Source organism: Actinoplanes sp. NPDC049598 (assembly GCF_040675435.1).
Classification (GTDB): Bacteria; Actinomycetota; Actinomycetes; order Mycobacteriales; family Micromonosporaceae; genus Actinoplanes.
Genome location: NZ_JBFAOX010000021.1, coordinates 126,404 through 141,360, shown reverse-complemented (window position 1 = coordinate 141,360; position 14,957 = coordinate 126,404). Strand labels below are relative to the sequence as shown.

Sequence of the window (14,957 nt, the reverse complement as noted above, 5' to 3'; positions counted from 1 at the left end):
CGGTCACTCCCTCGGGGCGAGCAGGCCGTCCACCCGGACCGGGGCGGAGGACTGCAGGCTGCGGTTGGCGGCCAGGCCGGTGAGCAGGGCCAGGGCACCGTCCCGGGCGGTGGCGGAACGGTGCATCGGATCGGTACGGCCGCCGAGCAGCACCCCGGTCATCCGGGCGTCGGCCCCGCCGTGCCCCTCCCGGCTGTGCGGCTGGAGCTCCACCGAGTGCGGCGGCGCCCAGAACGGCCGGATGGTCAGCGTGACCGAGCCCGCCTCGGGCGAGGCGCCCTGCTTGACCTCGCCCGCCGCGGCCGGGCTGACGTGGTCGCTCTCGACCACCTCGAGCTCGAGCCGGCCCTTGCTGCCGTTGACCATCAGGCGGTATCCCTCCCAGGGCGCGTATGCCGTGAGGTGGTAGCTCATCGTGGCCCCGGTGTCGTAGCGGACCAGCACGGCCAGGTCGTCCTCGATGGTGATGCCGGGGGCGAAGACGTTCTGATCCCTGATGTACCCGTCGTCGCCCTCGGCATCCAGGTAGAGCGCCTTCAACTTGTCGTTGGCGGCCAGGTCGAGCGCGAACGGGTCGCCGGCCGCGCCGGGACTGCCGGTGGACCGGTCGTAGTCGCGGGCGTAGCCGTGGCGGCGGCCCTGGTCGCCGTAGAAGAACAGGCGGCCCTGGGCGTACACCTCGCTCGGGGCCGCGCCCAGCCACCAGTTGACCAGGTCGAAGTGGTGGCCGGACTTGTGCACGAGCAGGCCACCCGAGTTGGCCTTGTCGCGGTGCCAGCGGCGGAAGTAGTCGGCGCCGTGCCGCACGTCGAGCAGCCACTCGAAGTGCACCGAGCCGATCTCGCCGATCTCGCCGCGGGCCAGCAGGGTGCGGACCATCTCGTGGACGGGGTTGAACCGGTAGTTGAAGGCGACCTGGACCCGCTTGCCGGTTCGGTCCACCGCGTCGAGGATCGCCCGGCAGGAGGCGGCGTCCACGGTCATCGGCTTCTCGGTGATGACGTCGCAGCCGGCCTCGAGGGCGGTGACGATGTGGCCCGCGTGGGTGCTGTCGACGCTGGTCACGATGAGCTCGTTGACGCGCTCCTTGGCCAGCATGGCGGCGAGGTCGGCGGCCTGGTAGGTGGGGACGGGGTCGTCGAGCCAGCGGTTGTGCGCGTCCATCCGGGACTGGTTCACGTCGGCCAGGGCGACGAGCTCGGCGCTTGGTTCCGCGGTGATCGCCTTGATGAACATCTCGGCGCGCGAGCCGGCGCCGACGACGGCGAAGCGTCTCATTCGGGAGTCCTCCCGGCAGCAAAGGTTTGCAGGGAAGTTAGACAGATCGATCCCCAACCGTCAATCTCCTGCTGAAGATTTGTCCGTTTAACAGCGCTTAAGAGCGCCTTCTCAGCATCCGTTCGTCATCTGTCCGCAACACAAAGACATTGACATGAGTGCAACCGCTTGCATTAATGGGCGTCAACCCGTGACCGGGGACACATTGGAGGTGGGGCATGGCCGTGACGATCCGCGACGTCGCGAAGGCGTCGGGCGTGCACATCTCGACCGTGTCGCGCACGTTCTCCGCGCCGCATCTGGTCAACCCGAACACGCGCAGCCGGGTGCTGGCCCACGCCGAGCAGCTCGGCTATCGGCCCAACCGGGCCGCCCGGGCGCTGATCACCGGCCGGACCTACAACATCGGCCTGATCGTGGCCGACATCGCCAACCCGTTCTTCCCGCCGCTGATCAAGGCGGCCGAGAGCCAGGCCCGCAAGCACGACCACCACATCTTCGTCGCCGACACCAACGAGGACCCGGCGCTCGAGGAGGAGGTCGTGCGCGCCCTGGCCAAGCAGGTCGACGGCGTGCTGCTGTGCAGCCCGCGGATGAGCAACACGCTGATCGAGCAGCTCAGCCGCGAGGTCCCGCTGGTCGTGGTGAACCGGCAGATCACCGGCATCCCGGCCGTCGCGATGGACGTCGCCGGCGGCGCCCGGCGCGCCGTCGAGCACCTGATCGGGCTCGGCCACCGGCGCATCGCCCTGGTCAGCGGGCCGCGTGGCTCGTGGACCAGCCGCGAGATCCGCCGCTCGGCCACCTCCACCGCGCGCGCCGGGAACGCCGAGCTCACCATCATCGGACCGAACCCGCCGACCGAGGTCGGCGGCCTGACCGTCGCCGAGGACGTGTTGCGGGCCGGCGCCACCGCGGTGCTGGCCTACAACGACCTCATGGCGATCGGTCTCATCGAGGGTCTGCTGGCCGCCGGGGCGCACGTGCCCGGCGACGTCAGCGTCGTCGGGATAGACGACATCATGCTCAGCCGGCTGACCCGCCCGAAGCTGACCACGGTGGCGACTCCCACCGCCGCCGCCGGTCGGAGCGCCGTCGACATGCTGCTCGCGCATGGCGACGACCGCCGCACCACCGCTCACGTCCATCTGCAGACCGAACTGGTCATTCGCGACTCGACGGGGCCGGGCCCGGGTCCGCACAGCCCTGCGGACCCGGGCGACGTGATCGCCCCCGGAGGTGTCGCCTCCTAAAAAGGAGTACGCGTCATGGAGCCCATCACGAGGGGTCTCACGCCCGCTCAACGTACCCGACGCCGGCTGCTGGCCGCCGTGCTCACCCTGCCCCTGCTTCTCGGAGCGGCGGCCTGCGGTGGCGACGACGACAGCGGCGACTCGGCCACCGACAAGGTGGAGCTGTCGTTCTTCTGGTGGGGCGCCGAGAAGCGCGCCGAACTGACCGAGAAGGCGCTCGACCTTTACACCCAGAAGCACCCGAACGTCACGTTCAAGAAGACCTGGCAGGCCAACCAGGGCTACTTCGACAAGCTGGCCACTCTCACCGCGGGCGGCAACGCCCCCGACCTGTTCCAGATCGACGACAACTACATCTCCGAGTACGCCGAGCGCAACGTCACCCTCGACCTGAAGCCGTACACGGAGAGCGGCAAGCTCGACATCACCAAGATCTCCAAGGGTCTGATCGACTACGGCACGGTCGACGGCAAGCTGGCCGGCCTGTCCATGGGCGAGAACACCCAGGGCCTGGTGTACGACAAGACACTCCTCGAAAAGTACAAGCTGCCCGAGCCGAAGACCGGGATGAGCTGGGAGGACTTCATCTCCTGGGCGGCCACCGTCTCCAAGACGGCCAAGGTGCCCGGCACCCAGGACCCGAGCGCGGTCTACCAGGCGCTCTGGGTCTACCTGCGGCAGAACGGCAAGGACCTGTACAAGGACAAGACGCTGGCCTTCGACGAGGCCGACATCACCAAGTGGTTCCAGCTGTGGAAGGGCGCCCGGGACACCGGCGCCACCCCGACCCCGGACGTGATCCACGAGGGCAACGCCACCGACATCAGCAAGCAGCTGGTCGTCACCGGCAAGGCCGGCACGTCGTGGGTCTGGGTCAACCAGATGCCCGAGCTGAAGAAGAACACCAAGAGCGAGCTGGGCGTCGTCGCGTACCCGGGTGACCCGGCCGCGCAGTGGGCCCGCGCCTCCATGTACTTCTCGGCGTTCCGCGGCACCAAGCACAAGGACGCCGCCATCGACGTGCTCAACTTCCTGGCCAACGACCCGGAGGCCGGCAAGATCCTCGGCACCGACCGCGGCCTGCCGCCCAACCTCGACGTGCGCAAGACGGTGGCCGAGACCGCCACCGACCCGGCCATGAAACAGACCATCGCGGTGCAGGACGAGCTGAGCAAGAAGTTCGGCCCGACCTCGCCCAGCGTGCCGCCGGCCGGCCACAGCAAGGTCAAGACCGAGCTGGTCCGCATCGCCGAGGAGGTCCAGTACGGCCGTCAGACGCCCGAGCAGGGGGCCGCGGCCTTCGTCACCGCCGCCAAGGCGGCCATCGGGCAGAGCTGAGCTATCACGTGACCATGGCGCAGATGCCGGTCCGTCCGACCGAGCCCGTGCCCCCGCCTCCCGCCGCCACGCGGCGGGGCGGCCGGGGGCGCCGGCGCCGCGAGGACCTGGCCGGGTACGTTTTCCTCTCCCCGTGGCTGCTCGGGCTGCTGGGCATCACCGCGATCCCGATGCTGCTCTCGCTCTACCTCAGCTTCACCGACTACAGCCCGCTCATCGACGTCGGCGACGCCGAGTGGGTCGGGCTCGACAACTACCGCGAGATGTTCACCGCCGACCCGTCGTACTGGCACGCGGTCCGCGTCACGGTGACGTTCGCGCTGGTCGCCGTGCCGCTGAAGCTGGCCGCGGCGCTGGGGGTGGCGCTGCTGCTCAACAAGGCGTTCCGGGGCATCGCGTTCTTCCGCGGCCTGTTCTACCTGCCCTCGCTGCTCGGCGGCAGCGTGGCCGTGGCGATCGTCTGGCGCAGCATGTTCAACCGTGAGGGCGCGTTCAACTCGTTCCTCGGGCTCTTCGGCATCGAGGGCGCGCCCTGGGTCAACGACCCGCAGTGGGCCCTCGAGACGCTGATGCTGCTGGCCATCTGGCAGTTCGGCGCCCCGATGGTGATCTTCCTGGCCGGGCTCAAGCAGGTGCCGACCGAGCTGTACGAGGCGGCGTCGGTCGACGGGGCCAGCGCGTGGCGGCAGTTCGTGCACATCACCCTGCCGATGCTCTCGCCGGTCATCTTCTTCAACCTGGTCCTCGAGACGATCCACGGCTTCCAGGGCTTCACGTCGGCCTTCGTGCTCAGCGGCGGCACCGGCGGCCCGGTCGACTCGACCCTGATGTACACGCTGCACCTTTACAACAAGGGCTTCGTCGAGCTGAACATGGGCTACGCGTCCGCCATGGCCTGGGTCTTCCTGCTCGTGGTGGGCCTGATCACGGTGATCCTGTTCAACACCGGCAAGTTCTGGGTCCACTACTCCGACAGTGAGGAGCGGTGATGACTCGTCCCTACGTACGGCTCGTCGCGCTGGTCGTCATCGTGGCCGTCGTGCTCTATCCGCTCGTCTGGATGGTCGGCACGTCGTTCAAGTCGCCCGAGGAGATCGTCAACAACATCGGGCTGATCCCGCGGGAGTTCACGCCGTCCAACTTCAGCGAGGGCTGGAACAAGTTCGACGAGGCGTTCGGGCGCTTCTTCCTCAACAGCGCGATGGTCGCGGTCCTGACGGTCCTCGGCAACACGCTGAGCTGCCTGCTCGCCGCGTACGCGTTCGGGCGGCTCAAGTTCCGGCTGCGCGGCGTCTGGTTCGCCATCATGATCGGCACACTGCTGCTGCCGGGACACGTGCTGATCATCCCGCAGTACATCCTGTTCCGGACCCTGGGCTGGGTCGGCGGCGACTGGCCGTACCTGCCCCTGCTGGTGCCGCACTTCCTGGCCACCGAGGCGTTCTTCGTCTTCCTGATGGTCCAGTTCATGCGGGGCATCCCGCGGGAGCTGGACGAGGCGGCGGTGATCGACGGCGCGTCCCCGTACTCGATCTTCCGGCACGTGATCCTGCCGCTGTCCCGCCCGGCCCTGGTGACCACGGCCATCTTCTCGTTCATCTGGACCTGGAACGACTTCTTCCGCCAACTGGTCTACCTGTCCGAGCTCAAGGACTACACAGCACCGGTGGCGCTGACGCTGTTCATCGACTCCACGAGTGAGAGCTCGGTCGGGCCCATGTTCGCCATGTCGCTGCTGTCGCTCGTGCCGGTCTTCCTGTTCTTCGTGGCGTTCCAGCGGCTGCTGGTCGAGGGCATCAACACGAGCGGACTCAAGGGATGAAGAACCACACCTGGCGGACCGCCGGCGACCTGGCCCTGCTGGGCATCGTCGTCACGCTGGTCTCGTTGCCGCTGGTCACTCTGGGCGCCGCTTTCCTCGTGGGAGGGGCGACAATTCGACACCACATCCGGTACGGACGGTGGCTGACGTTCGCGGAATCGTGGGCCTTGTTCCGGGCCCGTCTCGTCCCGGGCCTGCTCGCCGGTCCGGCGCTGCTCGCGGTGGCGTGGCTGATCGCGATCGACGTGGCAGCACTGTCCCGGGGCACGGTGCCGGGCGGCCGGCCCGCGATGGTGCTGGTCCTGGTCATCGCCGCGGGCTTTGTGGGCTTCGCGGCTCTGATCGCGGGTCTCGGGTCGCTCCGCCTGGCGCGGGCCGCGGTCGCGGCCCGGCCGGCGGTGCTCGCCCCACTCGGCGGGATCGTGGTGATCGTCGCCGTGCTGGGGATGCTGGTTCACCCCGTACTGGTGCCTGTGCTCGTGGGTTTTGCGCTCTTCGCCGTTCAGTCCTTCTTGTCGACGAAGTCCAATGCGGCCGCGGCGAACAGGGGGGAGTCGACGACGTTGTAGTGGGTCAGGCCCGGCAGGATGGCGAGCGCGTGCCCGCCCTTCGGCCGGCCCTCACCCATCCAGCCACCGTCCCGCTTGCCCCCGTCGAGCAGCCCGAAGACCTCGACGAAGTGGCTCGGCGGGCACATGTCGGCGTCGGCCGCGACGATCTGGACCGGCACCTGGATCTTCTTGACGTCCTCGGTGTAGTCGAAGTCCTGGGCCATGGCCTGGCCGATCTTGTCGAGCAGGCGGCCGAAGTCCTCCGGGCGCGGCGCGACCCGCTGGTAGAGCTCGTACATCGGGGTCTCCTTCATGAACTCGGCCGCCGCCGCGCCGACCTGCCCCTGCTGGTCGAGGATCTCCTGGTAGGTCGCGCTGCGGCGGATGCCGGCCGAACCGGAGACCACGCGGCCGACCTTGTCCGGGTGGCGGATCGCGAGCAGCAGGGCGACACCACCGCCGAGCGAGAAGCCGACCACGTCCGGCTTCACCAGGCCCAGGTGGTCGATGAGGGCGGCGATGTCGTCGGCCATCGACTCGACGCTGAGGGGGCGGTCGATGTCGGCCGTACGGCCGTGGCCCTGCAGGTCGGGCAGGATGACCCGGTGGTGGTCGGCGAAGGCGGGCAGGGTCGCGGCGAACATCTCGCCCGAACCGAGGCCACCGTGCAGCAAAATCAGCGGCGTACCCTCGCCGTGGATCTCGTAGTAGAGGTTGAGCCCGTTGACCTCGGCGTACATGATGTCTCCTCGTTGTCGGTATCTGCCGGGTCAGACCGGCGACTCGACGGAAACTCATCGCGCCTGTTCAAGAAATTTTCCGATAGGTTCGTCGGCGTGAGCGACGTCGCTACTCCGATCGAGACCCGGCTCGAGGCGTTCCGGCCCGAGCTGACCGGCTACTGCTACCGCATGCTGGGTTCCGGCTCCGAAGCCGAGGACGCGGTGCAGGACACGATGGTCCGCGCCTGGAAGAGCTACGACAACTTCGAGGGGCGGGCCGCACTGCGGTCCTGGCTCTACCGCATCGCCACCAACGTCTGCCTGACCATGCTCGGCAGCGCCCAGCGGCGGGTCCGGCCGATGGACCTTGGCCCGGCCGGCTCCGGGCACGCGACCGACCCGGGCGAGCCCCGGCCCGACCAGATCTGGGTCGGCCCCATCCCCGACGAGCGGGTGGTCGACCCGGCCCACGTGATCGCCGAACGCGAGTCGATCCGGCTCGCCTTCGTGGCCGCGCTGCAACACCTGCCGGCCAAGCAGCGGGCCGTGCTGATCCTGCGTGAGGTGCTGGCCTGGTCGGCCCAGGAAGTGGCCGAGCTGCTCGACACCACGGTGGCCGGGGTCAACAGCGCCCTGCAACGGGCCCGGGCCACGCTGTCCGCAGTCGACACGGCCGAGGTCTATCAACCCCTCGACGAGGAGCAGAAGTCGCTCCTCTCGCGCTACGTGCGCGCCTTCGAGGCGTACGACCTGCAAGCCCTCACGTCCCTGCTGCATGAGGACGCGACGCTCAACATGCCGCCGTTGCCGCTGTGGCTGCAGGGGCCGGCCGACATCACGGCCTGGATGAGCGGGACGGGCTCGGGGTGCCGCGGGTCACGGCTGCTGCCGGTGGTGGCGAGCGGGCTGCCGGCGTTCGCGCAGTACCGGCCGGCGCTGACGGGGGCGGGGCACGACCCGTGGGCGCTGATCGTGCTGGAGATCTCAGGCGGGCGAATCGCGCGGGTCACCAACTTCCTCGACACGGCGACGCTGTTCCCGCTCTTCGGCCTCCCGGCCCACCTCGATTAGCGCGCCGTTCCCGATCAGCCCGCCGTTCCCGACCAGCGGGCCGTTCCCGACCAGCGGGCCGTTCCCGACCAGCGGGCCGTTCCCGACCAGCGGGCCGTTCCCGACCAGCGGGCCGTTCTCGACCAGCAGGCTATCAAGGCCCAGGGCGGTCGCGAGCTCGGTCAGCCGGGGGCGCGCTCCTTGGACGATCAGCCGGCGGCCGTGGCGGCGGGCGGTGAGGTTGAGTCGCGCCAGCGCCTCGATTGCGATCACCGTGGGTTCGACGACGGCGCTCGCGTCTACCGTCACCTCGCCCGGTCCCTCGGGTATTTGTCGGCACAAGTCCGAAATATCCGTTCGGCGGAGCCTCGCGGGCAGGGCGACGGTCGTCATGAATCCTACGACCGGTCAGCAGGCGGAAACTCATCGCTGTGACGCGCCAGTTAAAAGTCGATCTTTAAACTCGGTGCCGGAGCTTTTACGCTGGGATGATGAGCGAGACAGTAACGAACTGGGCCGGCAACATCGTCTTCGGCGCGCGGCAGGTGCTGCACCCCAGCTCCGTCGACGAGGTGGCCGAGATCGTCGCGGCCGGCGGCCCGATCCGCGTCCTCGGCAGCGGCCACTCCTTCAACCGGATGGCCGACACCGACGGCACCATGGTCTCGCTCGCCGGCCTGCCCCGCGTGGCCGAGATCAGCGCCGACCGCAAGTCCGTGCGGGTCGACGGCGGCGTCCGCTACGGCGCCCTGGCCGCGTACCTCCACGACAACGGCCTCGCCCTGGGCAACATGGCCTCCCTGCCGCACATCTCGGTGGCCGGCGCGACCATGACCGCCACCCACGGCTCCGGCGAGCGCAACAAGAACCTGGCCGCCGCGATCTCCGCGGTGGAGCTGCTCGACGGCTCGGGCAAGCCGGTCACGTTCCGCCGGGGCGACGCCGACTTCGAGGGCGTCGTGGTCGGCCTGGGCGCGCTCGGCATCGTCACCGCGCTCACCCTCGACGTCGTCCCGTCCTTCGAGCTGCGGCAGTACGTCTACGACGGCCTCACCCGGGCCGAGCTGGGCGAGCACTTCGACGAGATCCTCGGCAACGGCTACAGCGTCAGCCTGTTCACCGACTGGACCAGCGCCGACATCAACCACGTCTGGCTCAAGCGGCGCGAGCCCCTCGAGGGGCCGCTGTTCGGCGCCACCCCGGCCACCGAGAAGCGCCACCCGGTGCCCGGCATGCCCGCCACCAACAGCACCGACCAGTTCGGCGAGCCCGGCCCCTGGTACACCCGGCTGCCGCACTTCAAGCCCGAGTTCACCCCCAGCAACGGCTCCGAGCTGCAGTCCGAGTACCACGTGGCCCGCGCGAACGGCCTGGCCGCCCTGGACGCGGTCGCCGCCATCCGGGACCAGGTCGCGCCGGTGCTCCAGGTGTGCGAGGTCCGCACCATCGCCGCCGACGACCTGTGGCTGAGCCCCAACTACCAGCGCGACAGCGTCGCCCTGCACTTCACCTGGATCGCCGACACCGACGCCGTGCTGCCGGTGGTCACCGCGCTCGAGGCCGCCCTGGCCCCGTTCGATGCGCGCACCCACTGGGGCAAGGTCTTCACCCAGGACCCGGCGGTCATCCGCGCCCAGTACCCGCACTTCGCCGACTTCCAGGCCCTGGCCCAGCGCCTCGACCCCAACCGCACCTTCCGCAACCCCTGGCTGGACGCCCTGCTCGGCGCCTAAGGGCCATCGTCAGGGCCACGTTGTGCGCGTTGACCGGGATCACAGACTCTTCGTTGGTGGCGGCAACTTGGCGCGGGTAGATGTTTGGGCATGAACATTTTCCTGGCCGGCTCGACCGGTTATGTGGGCTCTGCCCTCCTGCCCGCCCTGCTCAGTGCGGGTCACTCGGTCACCGCGCTGGTGCGCGGGCAGGACAAGGCCGAGGCTGTACGCGGTAAGGGCGCGACGCCGGTGATCGGTGACATCGCGGACGCGGCGCTGGTGAGCCGGCTCGCGTCCGAGGCCGACGCGGTGATCACCGTGGCCTCGCCGGGCGACGCCAGTAGCAAGGACGTGGAGACCGGCTTTGCCGACGCGGTGCTGGCCGGCCTGGGCCAGGGCAAGACCTTCGTCCGTACGGGCGGTGTCTGGGTCCATGGCTCCGGCGTGATCGATGAGGACACGCCGCGGGACGCGCCGGCCCTGACCGCGTGGCGGGAGGAAGTGGACACGCGGGTGCTGCGGGCGCCGGGCATCCGGTCGATCCTGATCGAGCCGGGCATCGTCTACGGCTACGGGGGCGGCATCCCGAACGTGGCGGTCGCGGCGGCGCGCGAGGGCCTGGTCGTCGGGCCGGGCACGCAGCACTGGACCACGATCCACGTGGACGACCTGGCCGAGCTGTACGTGGCGGCGCTGGAGAAGGCCGAGGCGGGGGCCACGTTCCTCGGAGTGAACGGGGACAACCCGACGACGCAGGAGATCGGTGAAGCGGTGGCACGCCGGTTCGGCCTGGAGAAGGTCGTGCCGGAGGGTGCGCCGGCGCTGGTGGAACGGCTCGGCGCGTTCGGGGAGGCGCTGCTGCTGGATCAGCGAGCGTCGGGGGAGAAGGCGCGCACGGCGCTGTCGTGGAAGCCGTCGCGGCCGTCCCTGGTGGACGACATCGCCAACGGTTCCTACGGTGAGGCTTAAGGATTTTGCCACCCACATGGCCGGAAGCTGAGTGCGGCCTGGTGTCGCACTCAGCCGGGCCCCCAGGGCTGTGAGCTGCCCCAATGCGCTTGGGTGGGAAGACGACGCGTACCGCTTCTTTAAGAGTTCTTTAAGTGCTGATCCGCTCGTGGGAGCGCTCCCGTATTCCCGGGTGAAGCACGTTGGTTCTCCCATGGCGGAAGGCGCAGTCCCAATGTACAGATCCCGGTTCAACAAGTCTCGTGCGAATGTGCGCCGCTGGCAGATCGGCGCGGGCGTCGTGGGTGTCGCAGTCGTAATCACGGGAGTGGGCCTCGGTGTGGCGTCGGCGGCGGAGACGGTGCCGACCGTGAACTGTCCACAGGTGAACAATTTGCCGGCCGTTCCGGCCCAGGCGCAGGCCGAGGTGAAGCAGAACCTGGAACTGCTCAACACGCAGATCCAGGAGGCCAACAACCGGATCGCGACATCGGTCGGGCAGGGCGGGGCCAACTTCATCCAGAACGCGATTCTGGGGCCGCTGAAGGACAAGCGTTTCGCGACCATCAACCGGATCGAGACGGCGATCGGGCGCAACGCGGCCAAGCCGAACCTGAACGCCGAAGGCCTCTCCGGGTGCTCGCTGAACGAGAACGGCGGGTCGTCGGCGGCGCAGCCCGTCGAGGTGCCGGCGGCCGGCTCGGGCAACGCCGGGGGCGGGAACAACGCTGCTCTGCCGACCGTCAACTGCCCGCCGCTGAACAACCTCCCGGCGGTGCCGGCACAGGCGCAGGCCGAGGTGCAGCGCAATCTCGAACTGCTGAACACGCAGATCCGGGAAGCGAACAACCGGATCGCCTCGACCGTGGGCCAGGGTGGCGCGAACTTCATTCAGAACGCCATTCTCGGGCCGCTGGAGGACAAGCGGTTCGCGACCATCAACCGCATTGAGACGGCGATCGGCCGGAACGCGGCCAAGCCGAACCTGAACGCGGAGGGTCTCGCGCCCTGTTCGCTCAACGAAAATGGTGGCTCGTCGGCTGAGCAGCCGGTCGAGGTGCCGGCCGGCGACGCGGGTGACGCCGGAGGCGGAAACGCCGCGGTCGCGACCGTCAACTGCCCGGCGCTGAACAACCTGCCCGCCATTCCGGCCCAGGCGCAGGCCGAGGTGCAGCGCAATCTGGAACTGCTGAACACGCAGATCCGGGAAGCGAACAACCGAATCGCCTCGACCGTGGGCCAGGGTGGCGCGAACTTCATTCAGAACGCCATTCTCGGGCCGCTGGAGGACAAGCGTTTCGCCACGATCAACCGGATCGAGACGGCTATCGGCCGCAACGCGGCCAAGCCCGACCTGAACGCCGAGGGCCTCGCGCCCTGCTCGCTCAACAGCTGATCTTCGCTGATCGTTATTGATCATGACGGGCGCCCTATGCCCCTGGGGCGCCCGTCGCGCGTTTCGCGAGTCACGCTCATCACGTGAACGCATTCCTGTCATACGGCAGGGGTAGCTTCGCGAACATGCCCGCCGAGACGCCGCAGCCGCCGCCGAACCAGCCGCACCGCCCCCACCCGTGGAAGGTGGAGGGGGCGCCGCCCGCGCCCCCGTCCGGGCCGCAGAAACCGCAGCGGTCCTCCTGGGTGCGGTTCGGCGTCACGCTGGTCATCCTGCTCGCGCTGAACTGGATCATCTCGTCGGTGCTGCTGTCACCGCCGGAGCGAACGGGCGTCTCGTACACGTACTTCCTCTCCCAGGTCCAGGCCGACAACGTCTCCGAGATCACCTCGACCGGCGAGACGATCGAGGGCCAGTTCAAGAAGGAAGCGGCGTACACGCCGAGCGGCGAGACCAAGTCGGAGAAGGTCGAACGGTTCACCACCGAGCGGCCGTCGTTCGCCGACGACAACCTCTTCGCCCAGCTGCAGGCCAAGAACGTCCCGGTCAACGCCAACCCGCCCGACGCGCCGGCCCCGCTCTGGCAACAACTGCTCGTCGGGTTCGGGCCCACCCTGCTGCTCGTCGGCATCTTCGTCTGGATAGCGCGGCGGTCGGCGGGCGCGCTCTCCGGCGGCGGGCTCGGCGGCTTCGGGCGGTCCAAGGCCAAGCTCTACGAGCCCGACCACGGGCCGCGGACCACCTTCGCCGACGTGGCCGGCATCGAAGAGGTCGAGCAGGAAGTCACCGAGATCGTCGACTTCCTGCGCGAGCCCGGCAAATACCGCAAGCTCGGCGCCCAGATCCCGCACGGCGTGCTGCTCTCCGGCCCGCCCGGCACGGGCAAGACCCTGCTCGCCCGCGCGGTGGCCGGCGAGGCCCGGGTGCCGTTCTTCTCGATCTCGGCCTCCGAGTTCATCGAAGCCATCGTCGGCATCGGCGCCAGCCGCGTCCGCGATCTGTTCGACCAAGCCAAAAAGGTCGCGCCGTCGATCATCTTCATCGACGAGCTCGACGCCATCGGCCGGGCCCGGGGCGGCTCCTCCGCCCTCGGCGGCAACGACGAGCGCGAACAGACGCTCAACCAGATCCTCACCGAGATGGACGGCTTCAGCGGCGCCGAGGGCGTGGTCGTGCTGGCCGCGACCAACCGGCCCGAGATCCTCGACCAGGCGCTGCTACGCCCCGGCCGCTTCGACCGCCGGGTCACGGTCAGCCCGCCCGACCTGCTCGGCCGCCGCAAAATCCTCGAGGTACACACCCGCGGCGTGCCGGTCGCGCCCGACGTCGACCTGCAAGGCCTGGCCTCGGCCACCGCGGGCATGGTCGGCGCCGACCTGAAGAACCTGGTGAACGAGGCGGCGCTGCTGGCCGCCCGGCGCCGGCACGACCAGGTCCACAACGCCGACTTCACCGACGCCCTCGAAAAGATCGTCCTGGGCACGGTCCGCGGCCTCATGCTGACGCCGGAGGAAAAGACCCGCACGGCCTTCCACGAGTCCGGCCACGCCCTGCTCGGCATGCTCACCCCCGGCGCCGACCCGGTCCGCAAGATCTCGATCATCCCGCGCGGCCAGGCCCTCGGCGTCACCTTCCAAAGCCCCAACACCGACCGGTACGGATACTCGAAGGAATACTTGAAAGGCCGCATCATCGGCGCCCTGGGCGGCCGAGCGGCCGAGGAAGTCGTCTTCGGCGACATGACCACCGGCGCCGAGAGCGACCTCGACCAGGTCAGCAACATCGCCCGCCAGATGGTCGGCCGCTGGGGCATGTCCGACGCCATCGGCCCGGTCACCGTCCTGCCCCCACCCGGCCAGGAATCCCCCTTCGGCCTGGACGGCATCGCCCCGGCCACCAAGGAACTCATCGACGCCGAGGTCCGCCGCATCGTCGAGGAATGCCACGCCGAGGCCCTGTCGGTCCTGCGCGCCCACCGCGACCAACTGGACCGCCTGGCCCACCGCCTCCTGGACACCGAAACCCTCGACGAGGACGACGCCTACGCAGCGGCCGGCGTCGACCGCGACACCGCGCCGGGCGCGGTGGCCCGGGGTGAGGTCCCGGGTAGCTCGCCGGCGCCGGGCCTTCCCGTCTCAGCTACTGCCGACGCGGGCCCGGCCGACTGAGGTTTGCTGTTTGCCCGGGCTTCTCACTTTGAGGGGTCCGGGCCTTCTCCTTTGCTCCTTACCGGGCTTCGTCGGGCTGGGTGGGCTGGGCTTTCTTACGCAGGGACGGCTGGGGGGATGGGGTGACCACTCACTGCTGACTGGGGAGCGTTTTATGCAGTGAGTGGTCACCCCATCCCCCCACCCTTGCCTGGTGGTGCGTTACTGCCAGGCGGGTGGTCGCCGGCTGCTTGGCGCGGGGCGGGGCGGCGGTCACCTTGCGGTGGGTAAGGGTAGATGTTCGCTGCCGCGCCGTGGTGCGGGTGGGGGAGTCGGTCGGGCGGGCTGACCTCGGTGGTGGGTTGGTCGGCAATTCCAAGCCGGGGGCGCGGGATTCGGGGCTGGGCTTTACCCCTGAGGGTTCGTTCGCTGCTTGCTTTGGTTCCGCTTTGAACTGCGGTCTCGACGCCTCGCTTGCCGTTGTCCTGTAGTACCCCGGCCTTACGCCCCCTGCCCCCGAGCCTCGCGCCGCGCGTCGCACCGGCCGCCTCGACCCTCGCGCTCGGCCTCTGCTGTTCGCGGCCCCAGCTCCTGCCCCACCCTTTGCCCGTGCCCGGAGCCCCGGCCTCTCGTGCTTCGCCCTTCGCGCCGCGCGGTCGGTGCTCCCTCGCGCCTCTTGTCCGTGCCTCGCGCCCGGCCTCGTGTCCCACGCCCTGTGCTCCGATGCCTGGCGCTCC

The 14,957-nt window shown here is 69.4% G+C and carries 13 protein-coding genes; 10 read left to right on the top strand and 3 right to left on the bottom strand.

The window, feature by feature from the left end; all coding sequences use genetic code 11:
* Positions 1-3: 3 nt before the first annotated feature.
* Positions 4-1,278, bottom strand: a complete 1,275-nt coding sequence (locus AB0J66_RS36550) for a Gfo/Idh/MocA family oxidoreductase (protein WP_364670926.1) — start codon at positions 1,276-1,278, stop codon at positions 4-6.
* Between the two features lie 218 nt (positions 1,279-1,496).
* Here AB0J66_RS36550 and AB0J66_RS36545 point away from each other — a divergent pair, with 218 nt between their 5' ends.
* The 5 genes from AB0J66_RS36545 to AB0J66_RS36525 are packed head-to-tail and all read left to right on the top strand — an operon-like array spanning position 1,497 to position 6,260.
* Positions 1,497-2,531 (top strand): LacI family DNA-binding transcriptional regulator, encoded by a 1,035-nt coding sequence (locus AB0J66_RS36545; RefSeq protein WP_364670924.1) that lies wholly within the window; start codon positions 1,497-1,499, stop codon positions 2,529-2,531.
* 15 nt (positions 2,532-2,546) lie between these two features.
* Positions 2,547-3,869: an extracellular solute-binding protein gene (locus AB0J66_RS36540; protein ID WP_364670921.1), complete on the top strand. Its 1,323-nt coding sequence runs from the start codon at positions 2,547-2,549 to the stop codon at positions 3,867-3,869.
* 23 nt (positions 3,870-3,892) lie between these two features.
* Entirely contained in the window at positions 3,893-4,858 is a 966-nt protein-coding gene (locus AB0J66_RS36535; RefSeq protein WP_364670918.1) for a sugar ABC transporter permease, read from the top strand.
* Positions 4,858-5,691: a carbohydrate ABC transporter permease gene (locus tag AB0J66_RS36530; RefSeq protein WP_364670915.1), complete on the top strand. Its 834-nt coding sequence runs from the start codon at positions 4,858-4,860 to the stop codon at positions 5,689-5,691. The genes AB0J66_RS36535 and AB0J66_RS36530 overlap by 1 nt, the downstream gene beginning before the upstream one ends.
* On the top strand, positions 5,688-6,260 hold the full coding sequence (locus AB0J66_RS36525) for a hypothetical protein (protein ID WP_364670913.1): 573 nt from the start codon (positions 5,688-5,690) through the stop codon (positions 6,258-6,260). The genes AB0J66_RS36530 and AB0J66_RS36525 overlap by 4 nt, the downstream gene beginning before the upstream one ends.
* Here AB0J66_RS36525 and AB0J66_RS36520 read toward each other — a convergent pair.
* Entirely contained in the window at positions 6,194-6,985 is a 792-nt protein-coding gene (locus AB0J66_RS36520; RefSeq protein WP_364670969.1) for an alpha/beta hydrolase, read from the bottom strand. The genes AB0J66_RS36525 and AB0J66_RS36520 overlap by 67 nt on opposite strands.
* 93 nt (positions 6,986-7,078) lie before the next feature.
* Here AB0J66_RS36520 and AB0J66_RS36515 point away from each other — a divergent pair, with 93 nt between their 5' ends.
* Entirely contained in the window at positions 7,079-8,035 is a 957-nt protein-coding gene (locus tag AB0J66_RS36515) for a sigma-70 family RNA polymerase sigma factor (protein ID WP_364670910.1), read from the top strand.
* Here the strand turns inward: AB0J66_RS36515 and AB0J66_RS36510 are convergent.
* Positions 7,949-8,407 carry an STAS domain-containing protein gene (locus tag AB0J66_RS36510; protein ID WP_364670908.1) on the bottom strand — a complete coding sequence of 153 codons (459 nt, stop codon included), beginning with the start codon at positions 8,405-8,407 and terminating at the stop codon, positions 7,949-7,951. The genes AB0J66_RS36515 and AB0J66_RS36510 overlap by 87 nt on opposite strands.
* 98 nt (positions 8,408-8,505) lie before the next feature.
* Here AB0J66_RS36510 and AB0J66_RS36505 point away from each other — a divergent pair, with 98 nt between their 5' ends.
* The 4 genes from AB0J66_RS36505 (at position 8,506) to ftsH (ending at position 14,241) form a co-directional block, all read left to right on the top strand.
* Positions 8,506-9,747, top strand: a complete 1,242-nt coding sequence (locus tag AB0J66_RS36505; protein WP_364670906.1) for an FAD-binding protein — start codon at positions 8,506-8,508, stop codon at positions 9,745-9,747.
* 90 nt (positions 9,748-9,837) lie between these two features.
* Entirely contained in the window at positions 9,838-10,698 is an 861-nt protein-coding gene (locus AB0J66_RS36500) for an NAD-dependent epimerase/dehydratase family protein (protein WP_364670903.1), read from the top strand.
* Positions 10,699-10,948: 250 nt separating this feature from the next.
* A complete protein-coding gene (locus tag AB0J66_RS36495; protein WP_364670901.1) occupies positions 10,949-12,073 on the top strand; it encodes a hypothetical protein in 1,125 nt (374 codons plus the stop codon).
* A gap of 125 nt (positions 12,074-12,198) precedes the next feature.
* Positions 12,199-14,241, top strand: a complete 2,043-nt coding sequence (gene ftsH / locus AB0J66_RS36490) for an ATP-dependent zinc metalloprotease FtsH (protein WP_364670898.1) — start codon at positions 12,199-12,201, stop codon at positions 14,239-14,241.
* Positions 14,242-14,957: the final 716 nt, after the last annotated feature.

Excerpts from the sequence above, each read along its gene's own strand:
- AB0J66_RS36500 (WP_364670903.1), top strand. The coding sequence starts at position 9,838 with ATGAACATTTTCCTGGCCGGCTCGACCGGTTATGTGGGCTCTGCCCTC.
- AB0J66_RS36530 (WP_364670915.1), top strand. The coding sequence starts at position 4,858 with ATGACTCGTCCCTACGTACGGCTCGTCGCGCTGGTCGTCATCGTGGCC.
- AB0J66_RS36550 (WP_364670926.1), bottom strand. The coding sequence starts at position 1,278 with ATGAGACGCTTCGCCGTCGTCGGCGCCGGCTCGCGCGCCGAGATGTTC.
- AB0J66_RS36540 (WP_364670921.1), top strand. The coding sequence starts at position 2,547 with ATGGAGCCCATCACGAGGGGTCTCACGCCCGCTCAACGTACCCGACGC.
- AB0J66_RS36505 (WP_364670906.1), top strand. The coding sequence starts at position 8,506 with ATGAGCGAGACAGTAACGAACTGGGCCGGCAACATCGTCTTCGGCGCG.
- ftsH (WP_364670898.1), top strand. The coding sequence starts at position 12,199 with ATGCCCGCCGAGACGCCGCAGCCGCCGCCGAACCAGCCGCACCGCCCC.
- AB0J66_RS36535 (WP_364670918.1), top strand. The coding sequence starts at position 3,893 with ATGCCGGTCCGTCCGACCGAGCCCGTGCCCCCGCCTCCCGCCGCCACG.
- AB0J66_RS36525 (WP_364670913.1), top strand. The coding sequence starts at position 5,688 with ATGAAGAACCACACCTGGCGGACCGCCGGCGACCTGGCCCTGCTGGGC.
- AB0J66_RS36510 (WP_364670908.1), bottom strand. The coding sequence starts at position 8,407 with ATGACGACCGTCGCCCTGCCCGCGAGGCTCCGCCGAACGGATATTTCG.
- AB0J66_RS36545 (WP_364670924.1), top strand. The coding sequence starts at position 1,497 with ATGGCCGTGACGATCCGCGACGTCGCGAAGGCGTCGGGCGTGCACATC.